Here is a 24,326-nt window from a genome sequence, read left to right as displayed (position 1 = left end):
GTCATGCACAGATTATTCGTCAACGATGACCCGACTCTTCGCATGGCGGTGATCGTGATCGCCCTCATCCTCAGCTTTGCCGCCCTCAAAATCGGCGGGGATATCTTCGCACCGATGACCTTGGCCATCGTCACCGGGGTCATGCTCGCCCCCGTCACGGATGTCTTCGAGAGGATCGGATTTTCCACAGGTCTCGCCGCCTCAACCGTGCTGATCCTCGGGGTCTCGGCCATTGGCATCTTGGCCATACTGGCCGAACCCGTGATCTGGCAGATCGCCGAAGAATTGCCGCGCATCCAATACGAACTCCGCTCGATCATCGCGGAATTCAGCAACCTCATTCGCGGTCTGCAAGAAATCAACCGAGAGGTCGAAGCCGCACTTGGTGCCGCTCCAACCCCCGCAAAGGACGCCGGGGAAGGCGGCAGCCTCCCAAGCATCACAAGCGCGCTCTTCATGGCCCCTCTGGTTCTGGCGCAGGCGCTGGTCTTTTGCGGTACGCTTTTCTTCTTTTTGCTGACCCGCAAGGGCATGTATGCTTGGCTGTCGCTCTGGATCGGCACCCCGGACGATACCGCCGACATTCTACGCCGCTTTACCAATGCCGAACGGCTGGTGGCCCGCTATTTCCTTGCAATTTCCAGCATAAACGCCGGCCTTGGCGCGGCCTTGGGCGGGGCACTCTTGTTGATCAACCTGCCGGGGCCTTTCGTCTGGGCCATGGTCGCGGCCTTGCTTAATTTCGTGCTCTACGTCGGGCCGATGACCGTAACTGCGGGGCTGCTCGTGGCTGGCATCGTGGCCTTTGACGATCTGATGGTTCTGGCCCCCCCGGCGATCTTTCTCGCGCTCAACATGCTTGAGGCCCAGTTTGCAACGCCCGCCCTTGTCGGACGCCACATTTCTGTAAACCCGCTCCTGATCTTCGTGTCACTGGTGTTCTGGCTCTGGCTATGGGGGCCCATCGGCGGCATCATCGCCATTCCGGTTCTGGTTATCGCCCTGGCCCTGCTCGACATCTTCGCAGTCGACGGGGAACCAGACAAGAGCGGGCCTTAAACCACCTCTTCGGGCATGCCCGGCAGGGGCATGGCAATCGCCTTGGCAACATCGGAATCGTAATCCACCAGAAATCCCTTACGATGCCGGGGCGGCAACACGCTATTGCTGCCAACCATGCCCTGCCACGCGCCAAAGGCCGTTTCGAGATCCAGAAACGAGGCATCCGCCTCTTTTGGCAACCAACAGCCCATGACCTTTGCCCGAATCTCGGCCACCTGATCGCGCCGGGTCACATGCAGCCCCGCTTCGGTGTCCCATCTCATGCTGCGCCCATTGAGATTGGCCGAAGACACAATTGCCTCCGCCTCATCAAAGATCGAAACCTTGGAATGCACATAGATCAGGGGGGCGCCCTCCAGCGCATCCCGCGCGGCGCTGTCGCTGGCGCGCGGCTGCACCGGCGACGCGATCACCAAACGCTCCGGCCCGAACGCCGCCTTGAGATAGGCCAGCGCGCGCGCCTGCTGATGCTCGCCAAACCGCCCATCCAGCCCCGGATCACTCGAAAACGCCACCTCCTCGGGGGCCGCTGGCAGCACAAGGATCAGGCGCAGCTCCGGGCATTGCCGCGCCCGCCGCGCCAAGGCCCGCGCCAGCGGCACATACCGAAAATACTGCGTTTCCAGATAAATCAGCCGCTCCGCCTTGGCGATGGCCGCCAAATGCGCGCTCTCGATCTCGCGCAGCACCGTATGCGGTGACAACCGCATCGGCGCGCTCAACCGGCGACGCGACAGCGTGCGCAAAAATCCCGGAACAGAGGGCGGCGGCGCGGATTTACGCGCAACCGCCGCCAGAAACCCCTCCAGATGTGCCTGTGCTGCCTTGGCAACCGGGCCCGTCGCCAGAACCTGCACATCATGCCAGGTCTGATTCGGCTCTTGGCGATGTTGCTTGGTATCATACCGCCGCTCATTAAGATCGAGACCCCCGATATAAACCAGACGGCGGTCGAACACCGCCAGCTTCTGATGATGTGTCGCCGGATGCAGGTCCATCAACCGCGCCGGAAAACACAGTTGATCCCGGTCATCCACCCGGCAAAGGCTGCGCAAGCGCGGCGTCTCAACCCGGAACCGCTCGCGTTCCGGCTTGGTCATGTGGCACCAGCGGTCCACCATCTCGCGGATTTTCATCCGCACCAGCGGATAGAACAGCACGCGGGGGAATATCCCGCTCTTGGCCTCATGCAATGCCACGGTAAAGTCGAGCCGCGCCTCTGGCTGCGCCATTTCCCGCACCGCCGCGATCTGGCGCAGTGTTTGCGACGCCAACCGATGCAGATGCACCGCCGCGATCGGATCGAAATCGGATACGAGCAGACGGATCGACACCCCGCGATCAAGCGTGTGAACGACAAGATCAAACCACGTCGCGCCAATCGCGCGCGCCTCGTCCGAGCGCAGCCGCGTCCGCAAATCAAACACCCGAAAACAGGCCGAAATCTCTGTCTGCGCCTCCAAAAAAGCACGCTCCAAAGCCGGATACGCCTCTTCTGCGGTAATCAGAACCTTGAGGTCTGTAATCGCATCTGCCGCTGTATCACCCTGCGCGGGCCTGCTCTGGGTCATGGTCCTGCCGATCAGAGGTTGAATCCAAGGCCGGTTTCCCGGACGATCTGTCGTAAATGCCCCCGCCGGGACAGGCGGGGGCAAGCACCCTAGGGACACGGGCCGGGTGCGGCAGAGCTTGGCTTGCATCTGGGGGATGACAGTCAGGCTCCGGACAGTCAGCGCCTCACGCTGACCATGCTCTTCTAACGCGCCTCCCCCCGTTCGGTTCCCTGAAAAATTCGGCAACAGCAAAGACAAGCGGCCCTAAGCCTTGGCACAAAGACGGCGTCACACCCGCCCAGACCGCGGCCCGAACAACAACCACAGAATAAAGCCCAAGAGCGGCAGCAACAGGATCAACACAACCCAAAGCACCTTCTTGCCTGTCGTCGCCCCCGACCCAACAACCGAAATGATAGCCCAAATATCGAGGATCAACAGAATGATCCCGCCAATGCCGGTAATCTCAAGCATGTTCAAAACTCCAATCTTGCAGGGCGCGCCACATCTGGAACCCGTCAAGGCCAGCCCGCAACAGGCGGGGGCACGTCCCCGAGAAACGCACAAAAGCCCTCAAAGTTCCCTCAGGATCACAAGTATATTTTGACCGATTTTTGAAACCTTCTGCGCCTCTGACGGTTGGATTGACAGGGCGCCGCTTCTCTGCGGCCTCTCATCACAGCAGGACAAAGGAGTTCCTCCATGAAACGCATTCTCGCAACCACCGCAATCGTCGCACTCAGCGCAATGCCGGTTCTGGCGCAGTCGGACACCACCGATCAAACCGCCCCAAGCGCGACCGAATCCTCTGACATGACCACCGGCCAATCGGGGGCCAACTCGACCCCAGAGGCCAATGCTGGCGCCACGTCAGACACAACCACCAATGCCGACGCCGCAACCATGCCGGAACTGTCCGGCGAGGAACGCGCGGCCCTCACCGCCGAGGATCTGCAAGGCGTGGCGCTCTATGACAGCGCAGACGAGCATGTCGGCGAAATCTCGGACATTGTCGTGACCGATGATGGTCAGGTCGAGCATGTCATCGTCGATGTTGGCGGCTTTCTCGGGCTGGGCGAAAAGCCGGTCGCCGTAGACTTTGACGACATCACCCTGACCCACGACGCGGACAGCGTGACGTCTTCGATCCAGGCCACGACCAGCCTCACGGTCGAGGACTTCGAGACCATGCAAGAATGGCAAGGCTAACCCCCCTCGCCACATACTCTCTTGGTCGGGCCGGGCATCTTTGCCCGGCCCTTTTTCTTGACGCGGCGGTTTTCCTAAACCGTAACCCACATTGGCCTCAAAACGGCACCGCCGCCCGAAACTTGACGCCGGCACCGCCATCCGGATGGCGCAGACGCAATTCCTCGGAATGCAGCATCAGGCGCGGATGCTCCCGCGCCGCGCCGCTCGCATAAAGAGGGTCACCCAAAATCACATGGCCCAGCGCCAGCATATGCACCCGCAACTGATGGCTGCGCCCGGTCTTGGGGCTCAGTCGCACCCGGCTTTCTTCGTCGCTTGCGCGCAGCACCCGCCATTCCGTCAGGGCCGCGCGCCCGGTCTCATGGCACACCTTCTGCAACGGGCGGTTGGGCCAATCCACGATCAAGGGCAGATCAACCACGCCCACCTCCGGCTCCAGCCGCCCCCAGACCCGCGCCACATAGGTCTTGCGCGTCTGCCGCTTTTCGAACTGCAGGCCCAGATGCCGCTGCGCATGCGGCGTCAGCGCAAAAATCATCACGCCCGATGTATCGCGGTCCAACCGATGCACCAAGAGCGCGGTGGGAAACACATCCCGCACCCGCGCCATCAGGCAATCGGCCAGATGCTCACCCTTGCCCGGCACACTCAAGAGGCCCGCAGGCTTGTTCACCACGACGATCTCATGATCGTCATGCAGCACCTCGAGCGGATCGGTTGGCGGATCATAGTCACTCATGGCCGCGCCTTACACGACCCGCCCCGCCATGACCACTCCCACATTCATCTGGCCCGAAATACCTTGGGGGCGTCGCCATTGTCGCGCCATTGGTCCAAGCGACAATGGCGCCGGGGCAGCGCCCCCACCCTGTTCAGGCCTTCACGCGCTCGGATTTGGGATCATACATTGGTTTCAGTGACGCCTCCGCCTTTACCCGCACCCCGGCCACATCGACCTCATAGTTCGAGGCCAAAACCTGCTCCGCGCTCTCGCCCGCGCAGGGCACATAGCCAAGGCCCATCGCGCCCCCCAGATGATGGCCGTAAGCCCCCGAACTCAGATAGCCCACGATCTCGCCATCCCGCAGCAAGGGCTCATTGTGATAGAGCATCGGCTCAGGGTCCGTCAGGCGAAACTGAACCAAGCGCCGCTCCAACCCCGCCGCGCGCTTGGCCAGCACCGCCTCGCGCCCGATGAAATCGGCTTTTCCTGTCGCCACGGCAAAGCCAAGCCCCGCCTCCAGCACATGATCTTCGCAGGTGATATCATGGCCGAAATGCCGAAATGCCTTCTCGATCCGGCAACTGTCCATCGCGTGCATCCCGCACAGGCGCAGGCCATGATCCGCACCCGCCGCGTGCAGCACCTCGAACATATGGCCGCACATATCGGCACTTACATAGATCTCCCAACCCAACTCGCCCACATAAGAGACGCGGTGCGCCCGCGCGACACCCATGCCAATCTCGATCTGCCGCGCCTGCCCAAAGGGATGCGCGTCGTTCGAGAAATCATCAGGCGAGACCGCGCGCAAAAGATCGCGCGCCTTCGGACCCATCACCGCCAACACGCCCTCGCCCGCCGTTACATCGGTGATCACCACAGGGTGATCCCCGACATGCCGCCGCAGCCATGTTTCATCCGCCAGCCGCGTCGCCGCCGGTGTCACCACCAAATAGGCCGTCTCGCTCAGCCGCGTCACCGTCACATCCGCCTCGATGCCGCCCTTGGCATTCAGGAACTGCGTATAGACAATCCGCCCCGGGGCCACAGACATATCCGCCCCGCAGACATGGTTGAGAAAGGCCTCGGCACCGGCTCCCTCAACCCGCAGCTTGCCAAAACTCGACATATCGTACATGCCCACGGCCCCGCGAATGGCCCGCACCTCCGCCGCCGTGTTCTCAAACCAATTCTGCCGCTTCCAGCTATAGCGATACTCCCGCTCCTGCCCGGCCTCGGCATACCAATTGGCCCGCTCCCAGCCTGCCAATTCGCCCATGACAGCACCTTGGGCCAAGAGTTGCGCATGAAACGGCGTGCGCCGCACACCGCGCGCCGTGGCCTTTTGCCGGTAGGGGTAGTGATCGGCATAAAGCAGGCCCAGCGTCTCCTTGGAGCGCTCGAAAAGATACGTCTTATTGCCCTGAAAGGGCTGCATCCGTGCCACATCCACATCGCCCAGATCAAACGGTCGCTCCCCCGCATCCATCCAGAGCGACAGCGCATGCCCTGCCCCCCCGGCCGACTGAATACCGATCGAGTTGAACCCGGCCGCCACCCAGACATTGTCCATCTCGGGGCAAAGCCCCAGATGATAGGCATCATCGGGGGTAAAACTTTCCGGACCGTTAAAGAACGTGTGAATTCCCGCCTCGGCCAGCATCGGCATCCGGTTCACCGCCGCCTCCAAAATCGGCTCGAAATGGTCGAAATCCTCGGGCAGCTGGTCAAACTCAAAACTCTCCGGGATGCCCTTCATCCCCCAGGGTTTCGAGACGGGCTCGAACGCGCCCAGCATGATCTTGCCCGCATCTTCCTTGTAATAGGCGCATTCATCCGGCACCCGCAGCACCGGCAATTGGCGAAGGCCCGCAATCGGCTCGGACACGATATAGAAATGCTCGCAGGCATGCAGCGGCACATTGGTGCCCGCCATCCGGCCCACCTCATGCCCCCACATGCCCGCGCAATTGACGATCATCTCACAGGCGATATGGCCGGCACTGCCATCCTCGCCCTGCCAATCCACGCCTGTCACCCGGCGGCCCGCACGGGCAATCCGCGTGACCTTCACGCGCTCCTGCACCCGTGCGCCGCGGTTGCGCGCGCCTTTGGCCAGCGCCAGCGCGATATTGGCCGGGTCCGCCTGCCCATCGGTGGGCAGCCAGACACCGCCCGTGACCCCGTCAAGGTTGAGATGCGGATAGCGCACCTTGATCTCCGCCGGGCTCATTTCCTCGACCGGCACGCCAAAGGCCCGCGCCATCGCGGCATTGCGCTTGAGTTCCTCCAGCCGCTCGCCCGTCAGCGCGACCGACACCGATCCCACCTGCCGGAACCCGGTGGCAACGCCTGTCTCGGCCTCAAGCCCGGTGTAAAGCTCTGCCGAATAGCGCGCGAGCCGCGTCATATTGGCCGTCGCGCGCAACTGCCCGATCAGCCCCGCCGCATGCCAAGTGGTCCCCGACGTGAGCTGCTTACGCTCCAAAAGAACCACATCGCGCCAGCCCAGCTTGGTGAGATGATAGGCCACAGAACAGCCCACGACGCCGCCGCCGATGATGACCACACGGGCCTGAGTTGGAAGATCGGTCATTCATAACCCCATGAAACGATGATGAAAGGTACGAGGGTGGGGGCGCTGCCCCCACACCCCCGAGGTATTTTCGGCCAGATGAACGCCTCAGACGATGTCATGCCCAGCCGCCCGCAACCGCCGCGCCAGTTCCTCGATATGCGCAGGCCCCACTTCGCAACAGCCGCCCACGATACTGGCCCCTTGATCCACCCACCCCATGGCAAACTCGGCATAGGCAGCCGGGGTCAGATCATGCCGCTGCTCCAGCGCGTCGACCGTGGGTGCCGCCCCAAGAAAGCCCGCGCTGATACAGGTGAACCCATTGGCATAGGCCCCAAAGGGCAGGCCAAACCCCTTCACGATCTCCAACCCCGCCGCCACGGATTCAGGCCGCGTGCAGTTGATCAACACCGCCTCGGGGCCAAACTCGGCCACCAGCGCCACCAGATCCCCCAGCGCCTCGCCCGAGCGCAGCCGCGTGCCGTCATCATCCATAACCGTCACCCCCAGCCAGACCGGCAGGCCACTCAGCCCCGCTGCCATCAACCCGCCCCGCGCCTGATCGACCGAGGACATGGTTTCCAACAGGATCAGGTCCACCCGATTCTTGAGCAGCGCAACATTCTCGGCATAAAGCGCCGCCGCTTCGGACGCAGGCGGGCAAAGGTCCGGGCGATAGGATTGCACCAGCGGCCCGATGGCCCCCGCCACCCGGCCCGACCCATGCGCATCGCGTGCAGCCACGGCCGCCCCCACCGCAACATCCGTGAGCCGCGCCACCTCATCCTGCAATCCCACCCGCGCCAAACGATCCCGCAGAACCGCGTAGGTATTGGTCGAGGCCACCGTGGCCCCCACCGCGAAATAATCGTCATGCACCAGGCGCACGATCCCGGGATGGTCAATCATCACCTGTGTCGACCAGAGCGGCGTCGCCCGGTCGCCCGAGCGTTTCACCAATTCCTGCCCGATAGAGCCATCGAGCAGCGTGATTTCGGTCATTTTTTGTCCTCCGGGGGTAAAAGCACCAATTTCCCAGCATGGGTCTTGGCCTGAAAATCCGCCTGCGCACGGGCGATGTCGCGCAACGGGTAGGTGGCGGCGATCCGGGGGCGCACGCGCCCCGCGCGCGCCATCTCGATCAGCCGGGCAAAGACCTGCGGTGCCTGATAGGTGCAGCCATGCAGCGTGATATCACGCAGGTAAATCCGCCGCAGATCAACCGTGATCATTGGCCCGGCAATCGCCCCCGCCACGGCATAATGCCCGCCAGGACGGAGCGCATCAATCAGCGTGACACCCCCCGCCCCTCCCACTAGGTCAATCACCGCGTGAAAATGGTCCTGCGGCAACGGCGCGTCGCGCGCGATCACCGCCGCTGCACCATCCGCGCGCACTATCGCCGCCTTGGCAGGGGCGGCGATGCCGGTGACGCGCGCGCCCATCGCCGCTGCAAGCTGCACCGCCGCAAGGCCGACATTGCCCGAGGCCCCGGTGATCAGCACCTCTTGACCCGGCCCAACGCCCGCCCGCTCCAAGAGGCCCAGCGCCGTGCCAAACCCACAAGGAAGCGCCGCAATCTCGATATCCGAAAGCGGCACATCGCTCACGTCATAAAGATCAGCCGCCGCCATCCGGCAATATTCGGCAAAGGCCCCGTCAATCTCAGACCCGAGCGCGACAAAGCCCACCGGGTTTTCCTCGGTCGGGCGCGGGATGTTGATGGGGCAGGTCACACGCGCGCCCAGCGCCGGGGTCTCAACCCCCGGCCCCCGCGCCACCACAACGCCGCACAGGTCACCCCCTTGGATACGCGGAAACCCCAGCGCGCCCGCCCAGCCGCCACGCGCCACACCATCCGCCGTTTCGCCCGTGGCCCCTGTCACCTCTGCCGCATACCACCCCTCACGGGTGTTGATATCGGTGTTGTTGACGCCCGCCGCCCGTACCCGCACCAAAACCTCACCGGGGCCGGGCCGTGGCAGCGGGATATCCTCGCGCCATTCCAATGCCTCGGGTCCTCCATGACGGGTGAGGATCACACCGCGCATGGTCGCGGGCAGGGTCATGCCCGCAACCGTTCATTCTCAGGGTCCCAGAGCGGTGCATCCGCCTGCACCACAGCAGCGCAACGCTCGCCGTAGATTTCCACCTCGATCCGCGTTCCCGGCACCGCCAGATCGGCGCGCAACATGCCCAAGGCCACGCTGGCATTCACCCGGTAGCCCCAAGCACCGCTCGTGGTCTCGCCCACGATCTGCCCCTCATGCCAGAGCGTCGACATATAGGGCGCATCCGCCGCCTTGGCCTCGACGATCAGCGTGACAAAGCGCTTCTTCACGCCCGCCTGTTTCTCGGCCAAAAGTGCTGCTTTGCCGGTAAACTCCTGCGGCTTGTCGAATTTGACGAACCGCTCCAGCCCGCCTTCCAACATCGAATAATCGGTGCTCAGATCGCCTTTCCACGCGCGATAGCCCTTCTCGATGCGCAAGGAATTCAGCGCGAACATGCCAAAGGGTTTCACACCTGCGCCAATCAACGCGTCATAGATCGCAGGGATCGCCGCGTTTTCGGCATGGATTTCCCAGCCCAACTCGCCGGTAAAGCTGACCCGCGCCAGAAACGCCTTTTGCCCAGCAACACTCGCATGCTGATGGCTCAGCCACGGCAGGCTCAGATCGGCATCGGTCAGCCCCGTCAGGATCTCGCGGCTTTTCGGCCCCGCCAGGAGCAGCGCGTCGCGCTCCGCCGTTGTCTCGCGCAGGCTCAGCCCCTCGGGCAAGGCGCGGCGTACCAATTCGCCGTCATGCCATTGCGCGGTCGAGGCCGTGATCAGCACGAAACTATCCTCTTGCAGACGGATGCAAGAAAACTCCGTCACGATGCGACCGCGTTTATCGGCCACGTAAACAAGGTTCATCCGCCCGACCTTAGGCAGCCCGCCGGTCACAAAGCCGCGCAGCCAGTCATCGGCCCCCGCGCCCTCGATCCAGAGCCGGGTGAACCCCGGCAGATCCAGCACGCCGCAGGCATCGCGCACCGCCTCGCATTCCTCACGGATACGCGCCTCCCACGGCCCCGCGCGGTCCCAGGTCTGCGTCGCCGCCTCAGATGTATCATCGCCCGGTTGCGCAAACCAATTGGCCCGCTCCCAGCCGTTATAGACGCCCATCACGCCGCCCAAGGCCTTAACCTTGTCATGCACCGGCGACACCTTGCGATCCGGTGCCGCAGGCCAACGATGCCACGGGAAATGCATCGCATATTCATGCCCATACACCTCCATCCCCTTGGCCACACAATATTCCGGGTCGGTGTAATCAGTGTAGCGGCGCGGATCACAGGCCCACATATCCCATTCCGTCGCGCCTTCTGTCACCCATTCCGCCAGCACCTTGCCGGCCCCCCCGCCCTGCGCGATGCCAAAGGTAAAGACACAGGCCTCGAACGCATTCGGAACCCCCGGCATCGGGCCAATCAGCGGCAGACCATCGGGCGCATAGGGGATCGGCCCGTTGATGACCTTGGCAATCCCCGCCTGTCCCAGCAACGGCACCCGCGCCATCGCATCCTCGATATACCAATCCAGCCGCTCCAGATCGTCGGGGTAAAGCTGAAAGCTGAAATCCTCCGGCATCGGATCCTCGGGCTTCACCCAATGCGCCTTGCAATTGCGCTCATAGGGCCCAAGGTTCAGCCCGTGCTTTTCCTGCCGCAGGTAATAAGAACTGTCGACATCGCGCAAAAGCGGCAATTTATGCCCCTGCTCCCGGCTCCACGCCTCTAATTCCGGGATTTCATCGGTCAATAGATACTGATGGCTCATCACCATCATCGGCACGGTGCGCCCGCCATAGGGCTTGAACCATTCGCCAACCCGCTGCGCATAATATCCGGCGGCGTTGACCACATACTCACACCGGATCTCGCCCTTTTCAGTCGCAACAATCCACTCCCCGTTTTCGCGCCGCACCCCGGTCGCGGGCGTGAACCGCAGGATCGTCGCCCCCATGTCGCGCGCCCCCTTGGCCAGCGCCTGCGTCACCTGTGCGGGATCAATATCGCCGTCATTGGGATCATAGAGCGCGCCTTGCAGATCATGCGTTTCCAGAAACGGATAGCGCGCCGTGATCTCATCCACGCCCAGAATATCAAGGTTCATCCCCTGATACTTGCCCATCCCCCGCGCGCGCTGAAATTCCTGCATCCGCTCGCGGCTATGCGCCAGACGGATTGACCCCGTCTGGTGATAATTCATCGGATACTCCACCTCCGACCCCAAACGGGCGTATAGCTCGGTGGAATAGCGCTGCATGTTCATCACCGACCAGCTTGTCGAGAACGTCGGCACATTGCCCGCCGCATGCCATGTGCTGCCAGCGGTCAATTCGTTCTTTTCCAAGAGAACACAATCCGCCCACCCCGCCTTGGCCAGATGATAGAGGCAAGACGCGCCCACCACCCCCCCGCCGATGATCACAACCCGTGCCGTGCCCGGAAATTCCGCCATGTCCCTCTCCCTCAATCCGTTTGCGGCACGCCGTCCGCGATGTCGTAATAATCACCCTTGTCCTTGACAAAGATGTGCTTCTCCAACCGCAGCCCGGTCGGCGCCTCCAGCGCCCCTAGCGCGAAACTGATGGTGTCCTCCGCGTGCGCGGCCCAGAACAGGAACGAGCCGCATTTGGGGCAAAACCCGCGCTTGGCGATGTCACTCGCCGCATACCAGCTCACCGGTCCGGAAATGCTCAACTCCGCCCGTGCCACATAGGCCGAGGCCCAGACATGCCCCGATTGCTTGCGGCATTGCCCGCAATGGCAGGCACTCGCCCCTTCCGGGGGTGCGGTCACAACAAATGTCACATCTCCACACAGACACGATCCCTTGTGCATCATCCTCTCCCCGGTGTTGCGGCGCTGCCCAAGGCCAGGCCATAGATCACGAAACAGGCGGCCATCCCCCGCCGCAGCCAGACATTGAACACAGCGCCCAGCGCCGCCCGGCCAAGCCCCGCCCCAAGCGCGCAATAGCCCACATAACTCAGCGTCGTCAGGCTCAGCGCGGTGGGGAAAATCACCCACATCTGCGCGCCAATCGGCACATCAGGCTGCACGAATTGGCTAAATGCCGCGAGATACCCCGCCACGCTCTTGGGGTTGATCGTGGCAATCGCCAAGGCCCGCCAATAGACCGAGCCTTTCGGGGCCTCCCCCGCCTCAACAGGCCGCCGCGCCATGATCCAGCCGCGCACGCCAAGGTAAATCAGAAACCCCGCCCCGATCAGCTTGCCCACCTGAAACGCCACCGGCGAGGCCGCGATCAGCGCAGTGATCCCCGCCGCCGACAGGCTCAGAAACAGCGTCGCTTGCGTCAGGATTGCCAACACTCCCCACAGGCTGCGCCGAAACCCGAGCGTCATGCCGTTGGTGACGCAATTGACCGCATTCGGCCCCGGCGTGGTGACAAAAACCACCCAGAAGAGCGCAAAGACAGTCCAGGCTTGATAGCTCATGCCATCCCCCTCAATACACCGGCGGGGCGATCACCCAGATCGCCACGCAAGGGATGTCATAGGGATTGGCCCAGCCATAGGGCTCACCGCGAAACCGGAAACTGTCGCCGGGGCCAACGGTGAATTTCCGCGCGCCAATACTCAGGTCCAGCCGCCCCGACAGGATATAGCCCACCTCCTGCGTCGGGCGCTGCGCCGGGCGCTGCATCTTGGACCGGGGGCGGAATGTCGAATGGATCACTTCGAAATCATCCGTCAAGTCCGGTGAGAGCAGTTCCTCGATCAGCCCTTCCTCGCCCGATCCCATCGGTCGCCGCGCGCCCGCGCGCACCACATAACCCTGTTCCTCGGCGGGCGCGCTCGCATGGCCGAACAGCAACGACATCGGCACGCCCAGCACTTCAGCCACCTGCCGCAGATCGCTGATCGACGGTTCCGACAGATCGCGCTCGACCTGAGACAGCCACCCAACCGACCGCCCCAGCATTTCGGCCAGTGCCGCCAGCGTCAGCCCGCGCGCCTTGCGCAGGGCGCGCAGGTCCGCGCCAAGGCTGCGCATCGCGTTGATCTCGGTCTGCTGCATGGAGGGTCTCGTGAAAATTTCCGCTCAATTTTCACGCTGCGCCGATTCCGTGAAAAAATCAAATGAAATTTCACGGGCGCATCGGCTTTCCTTCAGCCGCGCGGTCGCCGACCCGCGGGGTGGCGATCCGACGCGTGTGAGGGGCAGTTTATCTCGGCAAAGCCTGCCCTAAGTCCGTGGGTGCCAAAACCTCAGCCAATCGCCGCCCCGGGGGGCGGGTCGGCGATCGCGCGGCGGCCTTCGGCCTTGTTCCGCGCGAAGAAAAACGCCGACCTTACAAAATCCCCTTACAAACCTTACGAATCGTAAGGTCTAGGCCTTCGCCGCCACCTTGGGCCGCAGCACATGCGGCATGACCGGATCATAGAGCGCGCTATCCTTGAAATCCGTGATCTCGCCCAGAACTTTTCCTACCATAATCAAGGCAGTACGGGTGATTTTCTCGGCGCGAACCTTGGCGTGGATATCCGCAAGCGTACCCCGGATAAACATCTGATCCGGCCACCCCACGCGATAGGCCACCACAACGGGGCAGTCATCACCATAGTAAGGTGCCAAAATTCTGTGTATTTCCCGTAGGTTACGGATACCAAGGTGGATCGCCAGCGTCGCCCCGGTGCGCGCGAAATTCTCCAGCGTCTCACCCTCTGGCATCGACGTGGACTTCATGGAAACCCGCGTCAAAACAATGCTTTGCGCGATTTCCGGCACGGTCAATTCCTGCCCCAGTGCCGCCGCCGCCGCCGCATAGGCCGGAACCCCCGGAATGATCTGATAATCAATCCCATCCGCCCGAAGTTTACGAATTTGTTCCGCAATCGCACCATAGAGTGACGGATCGCCTGAATGCACCCGCGCCACGTCCAAGCCCTTGGTATGGCTGTCTAAAATGACCGCATGGGTATCCTCCAGCGTCATCGGCGCGGTGTCCATCACCAGCGCGCCCTCGGGCGCACCGGCCACAACCTCAGCTGGCACAAGGCTCCCGGCGTAAAGGCACACGGGGCATTGCCCGATGATGCGCTCTGCCTTCTTGGTCAAAAGCTCCGGATCACCCGGCCCTGCGCCGATGAAATAGACAGTCATTTCAATGCCTTCCCTGTTCTGACCTCAGCCAGATCACCATCAATCTTGCGCGCATAGCCGCGCGGCGTGAACATGCGCGGCCCTTCGCCCAACTGCGCCAAACGGCTGTTGGACGACCCCACCAGCACCACCGTTAACATATCCACCTCATCCACCTGCAAATCGGCCAAACGCCTGTAACGCAAGGATTCTTCCGGTCGCCCCAGCGAGCTTGCCAACAGCACAGGTGTATCCGCCGGGCGGTGTTTGAGCAAAATATCCCGCGCCTCCGACAATAAAGTGCGCCGCGTTTTGGATACCGGATTATAGAAAGCGATCACAAAATCGCCCTCTGCCGCAGAATTCAACCGCCGAATGATATCTTCGCGCGGCGTTAATAGGTCACTTAACGAAATCGTACAGAAATCATGCCCAAGTGGGGCCCCCGCCCGCGCCGCCGCCGCCTGAAGCGCCGACACACCGGGCGAGCACACAACCTCCACCCGCCGCGCCGCGTCACTCACGCCTTGCGCCTCCGGCCCTCGGTCAAGCAGCTCGAAAACCAGCGCCCCCATCGCGTAAATACCTGCATCTCCTGAACAAATTAGCGCAACACTCTTTCCCTGCCCCGCCTGTTCCAACGCATATCGGCACCGCGCCTCCTCGCCTCCCAGCGGAAAATCACTGCGACTCTTACCCGCCGCCAAGGGTCCTAGCAGGTCGATATAAAGGCCATAGCCCACCAACTCATCCGCCTCAGCCACAAGCCGCGACACCTCCGGTGTCCGCCAGCTTGCCTGACCGGGGCCTATACCCAGCACGCTCAACCGTCCCCGCGCCCGCCCCGGCATCTCTGTAATGACCGCCTCAGAGCGGCTCAGCGCACAGGTTGCATTGGCAGTTTTCCGTTTTTCTACAACCAGTTGCCCACCACAAGCCAGCGCCGCCCCCTCGGACACGCCATGGCATCCGACCTCGGCAAAGACCACCTCGGATGGGTTTGCCAACTGCCCGGCATAGGCTTCCAACTCTGCCGCCGAGAACAGGCGAAACGGCACACCCAAGCGCCGCGCCACCGCATTCATCGCCGCCTCATCGGCCTTGAGATCAATCGAGGCCACACAGGCCACAGCCCCCGGCGCAATCCCGGCCTCCTCCAACGTCCTGCACACCAGATCCCATAGTTCCTCTGTCTCACAGCCCCGCGCACAGCCCAGCCCAAGTGCGTATCGCTGCGGATGATAGACCAAGCGTCTATCGCTTCCCGCAACCGGTGCCTCGCTCACTACCAACTCAACAGCACCGCCCATATCCTTGATATCAAAGATATTCTCTCCAGTGACCCGGACACCTTCCCCCGCCAACATCGCCGCCATCGCCGCCTTGGCGTCGCCGGGATTGGCCAGCCGGTAACCCAGAGGGGGCGCATCGAGCGCCACGCCCATCGCCACATCGCCCGCCGTCGTCACCGCCGCCACGGCCCCCAACCCTTCGGCGATCATCGCTGCCAACCGATTGGCCCCCCGGTGCCCGCCCAAGAGCGGCACCACAACCGCCCCGTCGTCACTGACCGACACCACCGGCGGCTCGCCGCGTTTGTCGCTCAAGAGCGGCGCCACCGCCCGGATCAAGATGCCACTAGCACAAACCCCCACCACCGGCACCCCGGCGGCAAATAGATCGCGCGCGTGATCCAGCGCATTGGGAAACCACGCCGCGGCGTGGTCTACTCGCCCGTCGCGCCCATGCACATCGCCGTCAATCAACGCGGCTACACGGTGCGCGACGGCTTCACCCGACCGGCTCAGCGCCAGAACAACAGGTCTCACAGCCATGGATCGGCCCCTTTCGTGAGCAGAATCATTGAAAAATACGGAGCCTTTTCAGGTGCTTGCGCCAAGGGGCAGACAATTTCCTCGGCAAGGCTCGCGCGTTCGACATAGACAGCCTCGGCAGTCAGGCCCAAACCTTCGATCACCCCCCGGATCTTGGCCAGATGCCGCCCCACCTTCATGATGGCGACACTCTCGGCCCCTTCGATCCGCGCCCGCAACTCGGCCTCGGGCAAGGGGCCGGGCAACACCGTCAAGCGCTCGTTGCGCGCCACCAATGGTCGCCCCGCCCGCGCCGCACAAGCGGCGATCGAGGTGACACCGGGAACGACTTCGACCTCGTAGCGCCCGCTCAGCCGAGCAAAGAGATACATGAATGAGCCATAAAAGAAGGGGTCGCCTTCACAGAGGCACACCACATTGTCGCCCCCGTCAAGCGCGTCAGCTATTTCCGCGGCTCCCCGATCATATGCCGCCTGCGCCGGGGCGCGCTCGACACTCATCGGCACATCCATCACGATCTCGCGTGCGCCCGGCGCAATTGCGCCCGCGGCAATCGCCCGCGCGAAACTCTCGCCGCCCGCCAATGCCGGATAGGCCACCACTGTCGCGCCAGCGATCAGCCGATGCGCCCGTAGCGTCATCAACTCGGGGTCCCCCGGCCCAAGGCCCACGCCATAAAGCTTACCGGCCATGCGAGACCCTACCTTTCATCGTTCCAGAACTACTCAAATCCGACGCCCGCCGTTCATCGCTTCACCAGGCTCCATTGCGTGACCGGCATAAGGGGGCGCCAGCCGGTCAAGCCCCCCACCGGTTCGGCCCGGCTGATCTGCAACTTGACCAATTCGCCGCCGTGTCGCTTGTAGAGCGCCACCAGCACCGCCTCGCTCTCGAGCGTCACGGCATTGCACACCAGCCGCCCCAAGGGGCGCAACGCGGCCCAAGCGGCGTCAAACACCGCCTCGGTCAGCCCGCCACCGATGAAAACTGCATCAGGTGCCTCGAGACCGTCCAATGCCTCGGGCACGCGGCCTTCGATCAGTTCCAACCGTGGCACACCGAGTGCCAAGGCATTCGCCGCCGCCATCGCGCGCCGATCCGCGCGCGGCTCAATCCCGATCGCGCGGGCATAGCGCGCGCCGCGCATCCATTCCACCGCAACCGAACCACAGCCGGTGCCGATGTCCCACAGTAGCGCGCCGCGCATCGGCATCAGCTTGGCCAGCGTGGCGGCCCGCACCTCACGCTTGGTCATCGTGCCATCATGCTGAAAGAGGTCATCCGCCAGCCCCGGCACCCGTGGCATCAGCGCGGCATCGGGGGCTGCCACACAGTCGACGGCCAGCGTGTTAAAGGGCGGCACCACATGCGCCCAACTTTCGGCCAGCCCGTCAAACCGCGCCTCTTCAGCCCCGCCCATATTGGCCAGCACTGTCATCCGAGATTGTCCAAACCCCCGCTCAGTCAGAAACTGCGCAATCTGCGCGGGCGTTTCAGCCCCCGTGGTCAGGATCAAAAGCCGGGCATCAGGTTGAATAAACGCGATCATCTGCTCGACGGGGCGCCCATGGACCGTCAATGTCTCAAGGTCCGCCATGCTCCAGCCCATGCGCGCGGCCGCCAGTTGAAAGGCCGAAAGCTGCGGGTGATACACGATCTCGGAGGGTGGCAAAGACCGCCCGATGCGCGCGCCCACCGAGAACCAGAGCGGGTCGCCCGTGGCCAGCACCACGACGCGCCGCCCCCGCAATCCCGCCAATAGGCCTGTCAGCGCGTTAAAAGGCGAGGGCCAAGCGATCCGCTCTGCCGTCACAGCCTCGGACAAAAGGTGATGCCGCTCACCGCCGACGATCACCTCTGCGGCCTCTAGAATGGCGCGGGTTGCAGGCAAAAGTCCGGCCATCCCATCCTCGCCAATGCCCACAATATGCAGCCAAGGATCCGCAGTGGTCGTCATGCGCCCACCTCCGGCAAACCGGCAGACAGCGCATTGACCGCTGCACTTGCCATCGCCGATCCGCCGCGCCGCCCGCGCAAAGCGACAAATTCGCAGCCGCGCGGATTGTCTGCCAGTTCGGCCTTGCTCTCGGCTGCCCCAACAAATCCCACAGGAAAGCCAAGGATCAGCGCCGGACGCGGTGCCCCGTTATCGAGCAGTTCCAAAAGGTGGAAAAGCGCCGTGGGCGCATTGCCAATCGCGACCACGGCCCCCTCTAGCCGCTCTGCCCACAACTCAACTGCCGCTGCTGAACGTGTATTGCCGATCTCCGCCGCGATTCCGGGCACCCGCGGATCGTTCAGCGTGACAATCACCTCATTGTTGCAGGGCAGATAGCGGCGGATGATCCCGGCGCCAACCATCTCGCAATCACACAACACGGGCGCACCGGCCTGCAAGGCGGCATGGCCCGCGGCATAGGCCCCGCTGGAAAACGCCAGCCGATCCGCCACCTCGACCATTCCACAGGCATGAATGAGCCTTATCGCAAGGCTCTCCATCCCTGGGCCAAACCGATCCAGCCGCGCCTCTTGGCGTACCGTGGCAAAGCTCATCTCATAGATGGCCGAGGGGTTCTTTTCGTAGGGGCGCAAAATCAACCCTTTGCGATTGCGGCCGGTGTCGGAGCCTCCGGCGGGAGTATTGTCACCAAGAAGAAAGGCAGTCAGGCCTTGGTCCGCCGCGCGCTTTCGGGCCCATGCGGATGGCGGGCATGGGGATAGGGCGCGTGGTGATGGTCGTGACCATGGTCATGGTGGTCATGGGGATGACCGTGATCATGGTGGTGGTGATGCCCGTGATCATGGTCATGGTGGTGATGCTTCGCCTGCGCCTCCAACCGACACAGACCGGTGCAGAAGGTGTCGCACAGCGTGCAATCCGCCACGTTCGAGCCAGGCGCAGAGGCCCCCTGCCCTTCGACATGGTGGTGATGGCTTTCTTGCACAGCGCCAACCTCGGCCTCAAAGCCCAGAATTTGCGTGCGATATTTACACATGACGCATGTGGGCGGCGGCACATCGCCAAAGGCCGGATGCCCGGTGCCCCGTGCCTCGGCCAAGGCGGCGCGCTGTTCGGGCGTGATCCGCTGCACCGCGCCGCCCTCGATGGCGAGGATCTGCGTGCGATACTGACAGGTGCCACAATTGGGGGGCGGCACGGCGCTCAATTGCTCTGTCACACGCTCGGCAAAGGTTTCCAGCACCTTGGGATGGTCGCCCAAATACCCTGCTTTGACAAATTGCATGCCCGGATGTTCATCTGCGACGCGGTCGGTAAAGCCATAAATGCGGTCTATCAAGATGCCGGAAAAGAGGAAGTAGGGGAACACCACAACACGCTTGTAGCCCAGTTTGACCACATGTTGCAGGCATGGCTCGACCAGTGGGAAGGTGACACCGGAATAGCCCACTTCGCACCAGCCAAAGCCGATACCCTCATGCAAAAGGCGCGCAATCTTGGCGACATTGGCATTGGCATCGGGGTCAGACGCGCCGCGCCCAATCACCACAAGGCACGTGTCATGCACCCCGACCTCGCCGTATTTCACATTGGCGCGGTCAATCGCTTCGCGTATCCGTGCCCCTGCGGCGGCGATCATCTTGGGGTCCACCCCCAATTCGCGACCATAGCGCACCTCGATACCATGCGTTGCGGCATAGGTATTAAGCACGGTGGGAATATCGTTTTTGGAATGCATCGCCGCAAAGAGCATCCCCGGCACAGCTAGAATTCGCTCGCAGCCAGCCGCGCGCAACCGGTCAAGACCGTCACGGATCACCGGATTGGCAAATTCGAGATAGCCATATTCCATCAGCCAGTCATCCGGCAGATAGCCCGGCAGTTTATCCGCCAATACGCTGAATTCATCCACCGCCGATTGACTGCGCGACCCGTGTCCGCAGATCATCACACCCGTCTTGACCATGCTCATGCCTCCTGCGGCGCCTCGTCGGCGGCCTCTTCTTCGTTCTCTTGCGTCTCTGCCCGCTCTTTGCGCGCGCGCAGACCGGACCAGAGGCCAATGGCAATCGCGGCCCCAAGTGCGGCTGCCCCCAACCAGTGGCCATGCCCCGCAACCTCTGCCAGATGGCCCGGATGGGCATAGGCGGCAGTTCCGCTCAAGAGCGCGGTCAGAATGGTGGCAAGTCGCATGGCAGTCCCCTTATCCTCGGTCGCGCAACAGGGGGAAAAGGGGCGATCGGGCCAAACGGCCCCGACGACGCGCGATCTGCCCCCGACATGGGTCAGCCGATCCGTGCACACCTTTCCGGCCCGGTTGCGGGCTTCGTCATAGGCCGTGTATAGGCGCAGCGCCCCAAGGCTGCAAACGAAGAAACGAAGCCCCCGGCCCCGTTCGCGACATGTGCAGCCCTGCACGGGCGCTGCGCGGTGCTGCGGATTACTGGGGCCAGCCCATGCCCCTAGATTGATGCCAAAGAGGAGTAATCACATGGGTCAACTGGTCAACGGTAAATGGCAAGACACTTGGTATGACACCGAATCAACGGGCGGAAAATTCGTGCGCTCGACCGCGAAATTCCGCAACTGGATCACCGCCGACGGCACGGCTGGCCCCTCGGGCGACGGCGGCTTCAAGGCGGAGAGCGGGCGTTATCACCTCTATGTCTCGCTGGCCTGCCCCTGGGCGCATCGCACGTTGATCTTTCGCGCGCTCAAAGGGTTGGAAGATCACATCGACGTCTCAATCGTGCATCCCGATATGCTGTCAGAGGGTTGGGAATTTCGCACCGATTTCCCCGGTGCAACCGGCGACCGTCTTTATGGTCTGCCTTACGCACGTGACATCTACCTCAAGGCCGACCCCGACATTTCCGGTCGTGTCACCGTACCCATCCTGTGGGACACAGAGCGTGAAACTATCGTCTCGAACGAGAGCGCCGAAATCATCCGGATGTTCAATTCTGCCTTTGACGACATCACCGGCAACACACTCGATTTCTGGCCAAAAGATCTGCGCGCCGCCATCGAGCCTGTGAACGCGCGTATCTACGACACCGTGAATAACGGCGTTTACAAGGCCGGTTTTGCCACCAGCCAAGAGGCCTATGAAAGCGCCGTACACCCGCTTTTCGACAGTCTCGACTGGCTCGAAGGCCGTCTTGGCCAACACCGCTACGTGATGGGCGACAACGCGACCGAGGTCGACTGGCGGCTCTTTACCACGCTCATCCGGTTTGATCCGGTCTATCATTTGCATTTCAAATGCAACCGGGCGCGTATCGTCGACTATCCGAACCTATGGGGCTATCTGCGCGACCTTTACCAAAGGCCGGGCGTGGCGGGGACGGTCAATTTCGAGCATATCGCACGCCACTATCACTATAGCCATGACACCATTAATCCCAAACGGATCATCCCGATCAATCCGGTGCTGGATTTTGATGCGCCACATGGTCGGGGCTGAGCATCGCCCCGACCAAGGCAAAAAGGCTCAGGATGACTGCGGCCAGACAAAATCAGGGCGCAGCGCGGCATAGACCGGGCGGCCATCGCTAGGTTTGGGCGTGCCTGTGGCCGGATCATAGAACGCATGATAGCTTGCGGCACCGATCTGGTCACCATAGCCCATCAGGTTGGGCACGATCACCCGGATGCGATGCTGCTTGTCATCCAGCATGATGGGCGCGCCACACGTCCCGCAAGTACAAAGCTCGAGCGGACCATCGGGATTGTTAGCATTGAACGGCTGGCGGTTCATCCCCGCCTCATTGTCCGCAACAACATCACCATGGTTGTAAAACACCACATGCGTGGTGTCTTGACCTGTCACGTTCTTGCAGACGGAACAGTGGCAGGTGTGATTGTCGATCGGCGCGTGTTTGGTATGGGTGTGAATGTGGTCGCAACCACCAGAACATTGGTCAGACATCGGCCTTCCTCCTCAAAGCGATGCGGATGGGTGATCCAAGGCGAAAGCCCTCGGCTCAACCCCGGCTCTGAACCTATCACGCCCCACGTCCGAGCCCGGCGCTGATTCTGGTCGGACGCGACTAAAGGATGACAGCGGCGCAAAATGCAAAACGCCCCGATCCTTTTGGACCGGGGCGCTTTTGTGCGATGGGCTGGGATACTCCAGCCGGAGCGGATTTAGCCGCGCTCTTCGATGATCTTAACTAGATGCGGCAGCTTGTTGACCATGCCACGCACCGAGGGGGTATCCTCGAGCTCGCGGGTCTTGTGCATCTTGTTGAGGCCCAGACCGATGAGGGTCTGACGCTGATCTTGAGGGCGGCGGATCGGGCTGCCGATCTGCTTGACGACGATGGTTTTTGCCATTTGTCCGGTTCCTTACGCTTCTGCCGCTTCAGCAACTGGCGCTTCGTCACCCTTTTTCAGGATGTCAGCCACCTTCTTGCCACGGCGCTGCGCCACCATACGCGGGCTGGTCTCTTTGCGGAGACCATCGAGCGTGGCGCGGATCATGTTATAGGGGTTTTGCGACCCGGTCGATTTCGCGACCACGTCCTGAACGCCCAACATCTCGAACACGGCGCGCATCGGACCACCGGCGATGATGCCGGTACCATGCGGAGCTGTGCGCATCACGACTTTGCCGGCGCCATGGCGACCTTCCATGTCGTGGTGCAGGGTGCGGCCCTCGCGCAGCGGCACGCGGATCATTGCGCGCTTGGCAGCTTCGGTGGCCTTGCGGATCGCCTCGGGAACTTCCTTGGCTTTACCTTTGCCAAAGCCGACGCGGCCCTTTTGATCGCCCACGACCACCAGCGCCGCGAAGCCAAAGCGCTTACCGCCCTTGACTGTCTTGGACACACGGTTGATCGCGACGAGACGATCGGCGAACTCCGGGGCTTCCTCGCGTTCGCGACGGTCGCGGCGGTTGTCTTCTCTTGCCATTCTCTCGTCTCCTTAAATCTTCAGGCCAGCTTCACGCGCGGCGTCGGCAACTGCCTTGACACGCCCGTGAAACAGAAAGCCGCCCCGATCGAAATAGGCCTCGGTGATGCCGGCCTTTTGGGCCCGCTCGGCAATCGCGGTGCCAATCTTGGTGGCCGCCTCGACATTGCACTTGCCCACCAGGCCCAGATCCTTTTCGAGGGTCGAGGCCGCCGCGAGCGTCACACCGTTGACGTCGTCGATCAGCTGCACGCTGATGTTCTTGTTGGAGCGGAAAACGCTCAGGCGCACGCGCCCTGCATTGACCTTGCGGAGTTTGTTCCGAACGCGCAGGCGGCGTTTGAGGAACAGTTTTCTTTTGCTGTTTGCCATCTGTCGCGTCCTTACTTCTTCTTGCCTTCCTTCTGGAAGATGTACTCGCCTTTGTAGCGGATGCCCTTACCCTTGTAGGGTTCGGGACGCCGCCAGTCGCGGATATTTGCCGCGACCTGACCAACGAGCTGCTTGTCCGTGCCTTCAACCACAAGCTCAGTCTGCTTGGGTGCGGTCACGGTTACACCGTCCGGAATGGGGAAATCGACATCATGGCTGAGGCCGAGGTTCAGCTTGAGCACGTTGCCCGCCATCTGGGCACGATAGCCCACACCACGGATTTCCAGCTCTTTCTTGAAGACATCCCGAGCGCCGTGCACCATGTTGGCGATGACCGTACGGGTCATCCCCCACTGCTGGCGCGCACGCTTGGATTTGCCGCGCGGCATTACCGAGATCGCATTTTCCTCGATGGTGATGGTGACATCATCCGTCGCGGTAAAGGTCTTGGTTGCCTTGGGGCCTTTGACTTCGATCTTCTGTCCCGACAGCGTCACAGTGACGTCGGAGGGCAGGGGAACGGGTTTCTTGCCGATACGTGACATGTCTGGTCTCCTTAGAAGACAGTGCAGAGCACTTCGCCGCCAACATTGGCTGCGCGCGCGGCTGCATCCGACATCACACCCTTGGAGGTGGAGACAATCGACACACCCAGACCCTGACGGACCTGCGGAATGTCATCGACGCCCAGATAGACGCGACGACCGGGCTTGGAAACCCGCTTCATTTCGCGAATGACAGGCGTGCCTTCATAGTATTTCAGGCTGATTTCGATGGCAGGATGGCCATTGGCATCCTGTGTCATCTCATAGCCACGAATGTAGCCCTCGGAGGCCAACACATCGAGAACGCGCACGCGCATTTTCGAGGCGGGGGTCAACACCGTGGACTTGCCACGCATCTGCGAGTTGCGGATACGGGTGAGCATATCGCCGATAGGATCGTTCATATC

26 protein-coding genes are annotated in these 24,326 nt (G+C 62.4%); 3 read left to right on the top strand and 23 right to left on the bottom strand.

Annotated features, from left to right (window positions below):
• Nucleotides 1-3 precede the first annotated feature (3 nt).
• Nucleotides 4-1,059 carry an AI-2E family transporter gene (locus tag ROSMUCSMR3_RS15120; RefSeq protein ID WP_037298994.1) on the top strand — a complete coding sequence of 352 codons (1,056 nt, stop codon included), beginning with the start codon at nucleotides 4-6 and terminating at the stop codon, nucleotides 1,057-1,059.
• On the opposite strand, the gene ROSMUCSMR3_RS15115 is transcribed toward ROSMUCSMR3_RS15120, so the two are convergent.
• Nucleotides 1,056-2,633 (bottom strand): phospholipase D family protein, encoded by a 1,578-nt coding sequence (locus ROSMUCSMR3_RS15115; RefSeq protein WP_081507846.1) that lies wholly within the window; start codon nucleotides 2,631-2,633, stop codon nucleotides 1,056-1,058. The two genes, ROSMUCSMR3_RS15120 and ROSMUCSMR3_RS15115, sit on opposite strands and share 4 nt — an antisense overlap.
• Nucleotides 2,634-2,903: 270 nt before the next feature.
• Nucleotides 2,904-3,089, bottom strand: coding sequence for a PLDc N-terminal domain-containing protein (locus tag ROSMUCSMR3_RS15110; RefSeq protein ID WP_008283213.1), 186 nt, complete (start codon nucleotides 3,087-3,089; stop codon nucleotides 2,904-2,906).
• Nucleotides 3,090-3,317: 228 nt separating this feature from the next.
• On the opposite strand from ROSMUCSMR3_RS15110, the gene ROSMUCSMR3_RS15105 reads away from it, so the two are divergent.
• Nucleotides 3,318-3,824, top strand: coding sequence for a PRC-barrel domain-containing protein (locus tag ROSMUCSMR3_RS15105; RefSeq protein WP_081507845.1), 507 nt, complete (start codon nucleotides 3,318-3,320; stop codon nucleotides 3,822-3,824).
• Nucleotides 3,825-3,921: 97 nt separating this feature from the next.
• Here the strand turns inward: ROSMUCSMR3_RS15105 and ROSMUCSMR3_RS15100 are convergent, their stop codons facing one another.
• The 15 genes from ROSMUCSMR3_RS15100 to ROSMUCSMR3_RS15030 all read right to left on the bottom strand — a co-directional run bounded on the left by ROSMUCSMR3_RS15100 (nucleotide 3,922) and on the right by ROSMUCSMR3_RS15030 (nucleotide 20,278).
• Entirely contained in the window at nucleotides 3,922-4,566 is a 645-nt protein-coding gene (locus ROSMUCSMR3_RS15100) for a pseudouridine synthase (RefSeq protein WP_008283211.1), read from the bottom strand.
• Between the two features lie 133 nt (nucleotides 4,567-4,699).
• The gene (locus ROSMUCSMR3_RS15095; RefSeq protein WP_081507844.1) at nucleotides 4,700-7,147 is read right to left on the bottom strand and encodes a GcvT family protein; all 2,448 of its coding nucleotides are present in this window, start codon (nucleotides 7,145-7,147) and stop codon (nucleotides 4,700-4,702) included.
• A gap of 87 nt (nucleotides 7,148-7,234) precedes the next feature.
• Nucleotides 7,235-8,131 carry a homocysteine S-methyltransferase family protein gene (locus ROSMUCSMR3_RS15090; RefSeq protein ID WP_081507843.1) on the bottom strand — a complete coding sequence of 299 codons (897 nt, stop codon included), beginning with the start codon at nucleotides 8,129-8,131 and terminating at the stop codon, nucleotides 7,235-7,237.
• The gene (locus ROSMUCSMR3_RS15085; RefSeq protein WP_081507842.1) at nucleotides 8,128-9,198 is read right to left on the bottom strand and encodes an alcohol dehydrogenase catalytic domain-containing protein; all 1,071 of its coding nucleotides are present in this window, start codon (nucleotides 9,196-9,198) and stop codon (nucleotides 8,128-8,130) included. The genes ROSMUCSMR3_RS15090 and ROSMUCSMR3_RS15085 overlap by 4 nt, the downstream gene beginning before the upstream one ends.
• Nucleotides 9,195-11,639, bottom strand: a complete 2,445-nt coding sequence (locus ROSMUCSMR3_RS15080) for a GcvT family protein (RefSeq protein ID WP_081507841.1) — start codon at nucleotides 11,637-11,639, stop codon at nucleotides 9,195-9,197. Before ROSMUCSMR3_RS15080 ends, ROSMUCSMR3_RS15085 begins: the two co-directional genes overlap by 4 nt.
• An 11-nt stretch (nucleotides 11,640-11,650) precedes the next feature.
• Nucleotides 11,651-12,022 (bottom strand): GFA family protein, encoded by a 372-nt coding sequence (locus ROSMUCSMR3_RS15075; protein WP_198385537.1) that lies wholly within the window; start codon nucleotides 12,020-12,022, stop codon nucleotides 11,651-11,653.
• Nucleotides 12,022-12,642: a LysE family translocator gene (locus tag ROSMUCSMR3_RS15070; RefSeq protein ID WP_081507839.1), complete on the bottom strand. Its 621-nt coding sequence runs from the start codon at nucleotides 12,640-12,642 to the stop codon at nucleotides 12,022-12,024. Before ROSMUCSMR3_RS15070 ends, ROSMUCSMR3_RS15075 begins: the two co-directional genes overlap by 1 nt.
• A gap of 10 nt (nucleotides 12,643-12,652) precedes the next feature.
• The gene (locus tag ROSMUCSMR3_RS15065) at nucleotides 12,653-13,225 is read right to left on the bottom strand and encodes a helix-turn-helix domain-containing protein (RefSeq protein WP_081507838.1); all 573 of its coding nucleotides are present in this window, start codon (nucleotides 13,223-13,225) and stop codon (nucleotides 12,653-12,655) included.
• A 312-nt stretch (nucleotides 13,226-13,537) separates the two neighbouring features.
• Complete coding sequence (gene cobM / locus ROSMUCSMR3_RS15060; RefSeq protein WP_081507837.1) at nucleotides 13,538-14,311, bottom strand: precorrin-4 C(11)-methyltransferase; 774 nt, start codon at nucleotides 14,309-14,311, stop codon at nucleotides 13,538-13,540.
• Nucleotides 14,308-16,125 carry a precorrin-3B C(17)-methyltransferase gene (gene cobJ, locus ROSMUCSMR3_RS15055; RefSeq protein ID WP_081507836.1) on the bottom strand — a complete coding sequence of 606 codons (1,818 nt, stop codon included), beginning with the start codon at nucleotides 16,123-16,125 and terminating at the stop codon, nucleotides 14,308-14,310. The genes cobM and cobJ overlap by 4 nt, the downstream gene beginning before the upstream one ends.
• Nucleotides 16,116-16,817, bottom strand: coding sequence for a precorrin-2 C(20)-methyltransferase (gene cobI / locus ROSMUCSMR3_RS15050; RefSeq protein ID WP_081507835.1), 702 nt, complete (start codon nucleotides 16,815-16,817; stop codon nucleotides 16,116-16,118). The genes cobJ and cobI overlap by 10 nt, the downstream gene beginning before the upstream one ends.
• A gap of 53 nt (nucleotides 16,818-16,870) precedes the next feature.
• Complete coding sequence (cbiE, locus tag ROSMUCSMR3_RS15045; protein WP_081507834.1) at nucleotides 16,871-18,082, bottom strand: precorrin-6y C5,15-methyltransferase (decarboxylating) subunit CbiE; 1,212 nt, start codon at nucleotides 18,080-18,082, stop codon at nucleotides 16,871-16,873.
• The gene (locus ROSMUCSMR3_RS15040) at nucleotides 18,079-18,723 is read right to left on the bottom strand and encodes a precorrin-8X methylmutase (RefSeq protein ID WP_081507833.1); all 645 of its coding nucleotides are present in this window, start codon (nucleotides 18,721-18,723) and stop codon (nucleotides 18,079-18,081) included. The genes cbiE and ROSMUCSMR3_RS15040 overlap by 4 nt, the downstream gene beginning before the upstream one ends.
• Before the next feature lie 65 nt (nucleotides 18,724-18,788).
• The gene (locus ROSMUCSMR3_RS15035; RefSeq protein WP_081507832.1) at nucleotides 18,789-20,057 is read right to left on the bottom strand and encodes a sirohydrochlorin chelatase; all 1,269 of its coding nucleotides are present in this window, start codon (nucleotides 20,055-20,057) and stop codon (nucleotides 18,789-18,791) included.
• On the bottom strand, nucleotides 20,054-20,278 hold the full coding sequence (locus tag ROSMUCSMR3_RS15030) for a DUF6732 family protein (protein WP_081507831.1): 225 nt from the start codon (nucleotides 20,276-20,278) through the stop codon (nucleotides 20,054-20,056). The genes ROSMUCSMR3_RS15035 and ROSMUCSMR3_RS15030 overlap by 4 nt, the downstream gene beginning before the upstream one ends.
• 298 nt (nucleotides 20,279-20,576) lie before the next feature.
• On the opposite strand from ROSMUCSMR3_RS15030, the gene ROSMUCSMR3_RS15025 reads away from it, so the two are divergent.
• Nucleotides 20,577-21,551, top strand: coding sequence for a glutathione S-transferase family protein (locus ROSMUCSMR3_RS15025; RefSeq protein WP_081507830.1), 975 nt, complete (start codon nucleotides 20,577-20,579; stop codon nucleotides 21,549-21,551).
• 27 nt (nucleotides 21,552-21,578) lie between these two features.
• Here ROSMUCSMR3_RS15025 and ROSMUCSMR3_RS15020 read toward each other — a convergent pair whose 3' ends face one another.
• From ROSMUCSMR3_RS15020 to rpsH, 6 genes are all read right to left on the bottom strand, one after another.
• Nucleotides 21,579-22,016: a GFA family protein gene (locus tag ROSMUCSMR3_RS15020; protein ID WP_081507829.1), complete on the bottom strand. Its 438-nt coding sequence runs from the start codon at nucleotides 22,014-22,016 to the stop codon at nucleotides 21,579-21,581.
• 218 nt (nucleotides 22,017-22,234) lie between these two features.
• Entirely contained in the window at nucleotides 22,235-22,423 is a 189-nt protein-coding gene (rpmD, locus tag ROSMUCSMR3_RS15015) for a 50S ribosomal protein L30 (RefSeq protein WP_008281890.1), read from the bottom strand.
• 12 nt (nucleotides 22,424-22,435) lie between these two features.
• Nucleotides 22,436-23,002 (bottom strand): 30S ribosomal protein S5, encoded by a 567-nt coding sequence (rpsE, locus tag ROSMUCSMR3_RS15010; RefSeq protein WP_008281889.1) that lies wholly within the window; start codon nucleotides 23,000-23,002, stop codon nucleotides 22,436-22,438.
• A gap of 12 nt (nucleotides 23,003-23,014) precedes the next feature.
• Nucleotides 23,015-23,374, bottom strand: a complete 360-nt coding sequence (gene rplR / locus ROSMUCSMR3_RS15005) for a 50S ribosomal protein L18 (protein ID WP_008281888.1) — start codon at nucleotides 23,372-23,374, stop codon at nucleotides 23,015-23,017.
• 11 nt (nucleotides 23,375-23,385) lie between these two features.
• The gene (rplF, locus tag ROSMUCSMR3_RS15000; RefSeq protein WP_008281887.1) at nucleotides 23,386-23,919 is read right to left on the bottom strand and encodes a 50S ribosomal protein L6; all 534 of its coding nucleotides are present in this window, start codon (nucleotides 23,917-23,919) and stop codon (nucleotides 23,386-23,388) included.
• 11 nt (nucleotides 23,920-23,930) lie between these two features.
• Nucleotides 23,931-24,323, bottom strand: coding sequence for a 30S ribosomal protein S8 (rpsH, locus tag ROSMUCSMR3_RS14995; protein WP_008281886.1), 393 nt, complete (start codon nucleotides 24,321-24,323; stop codon nucleotides 23,931-23,933).
• Nucleotides 24,324-24,326 lie beyond the last annotated feature (3 nt).

The organism is Roseovarius mucosus (genome assembly GCF_002080415.1).
In the GTDB taxonomy this organism is placed as follows: domain Bacteria; phylum Pseudomonadota; class Alphaproteobacteria; order Rhodobacterales; family Rhodobacteraceae; genus Roseovarius; species Roseovarius mucosus_A.
This window is presented reverse-complemented; position numbering and strand designations above follow the sequence as displayed.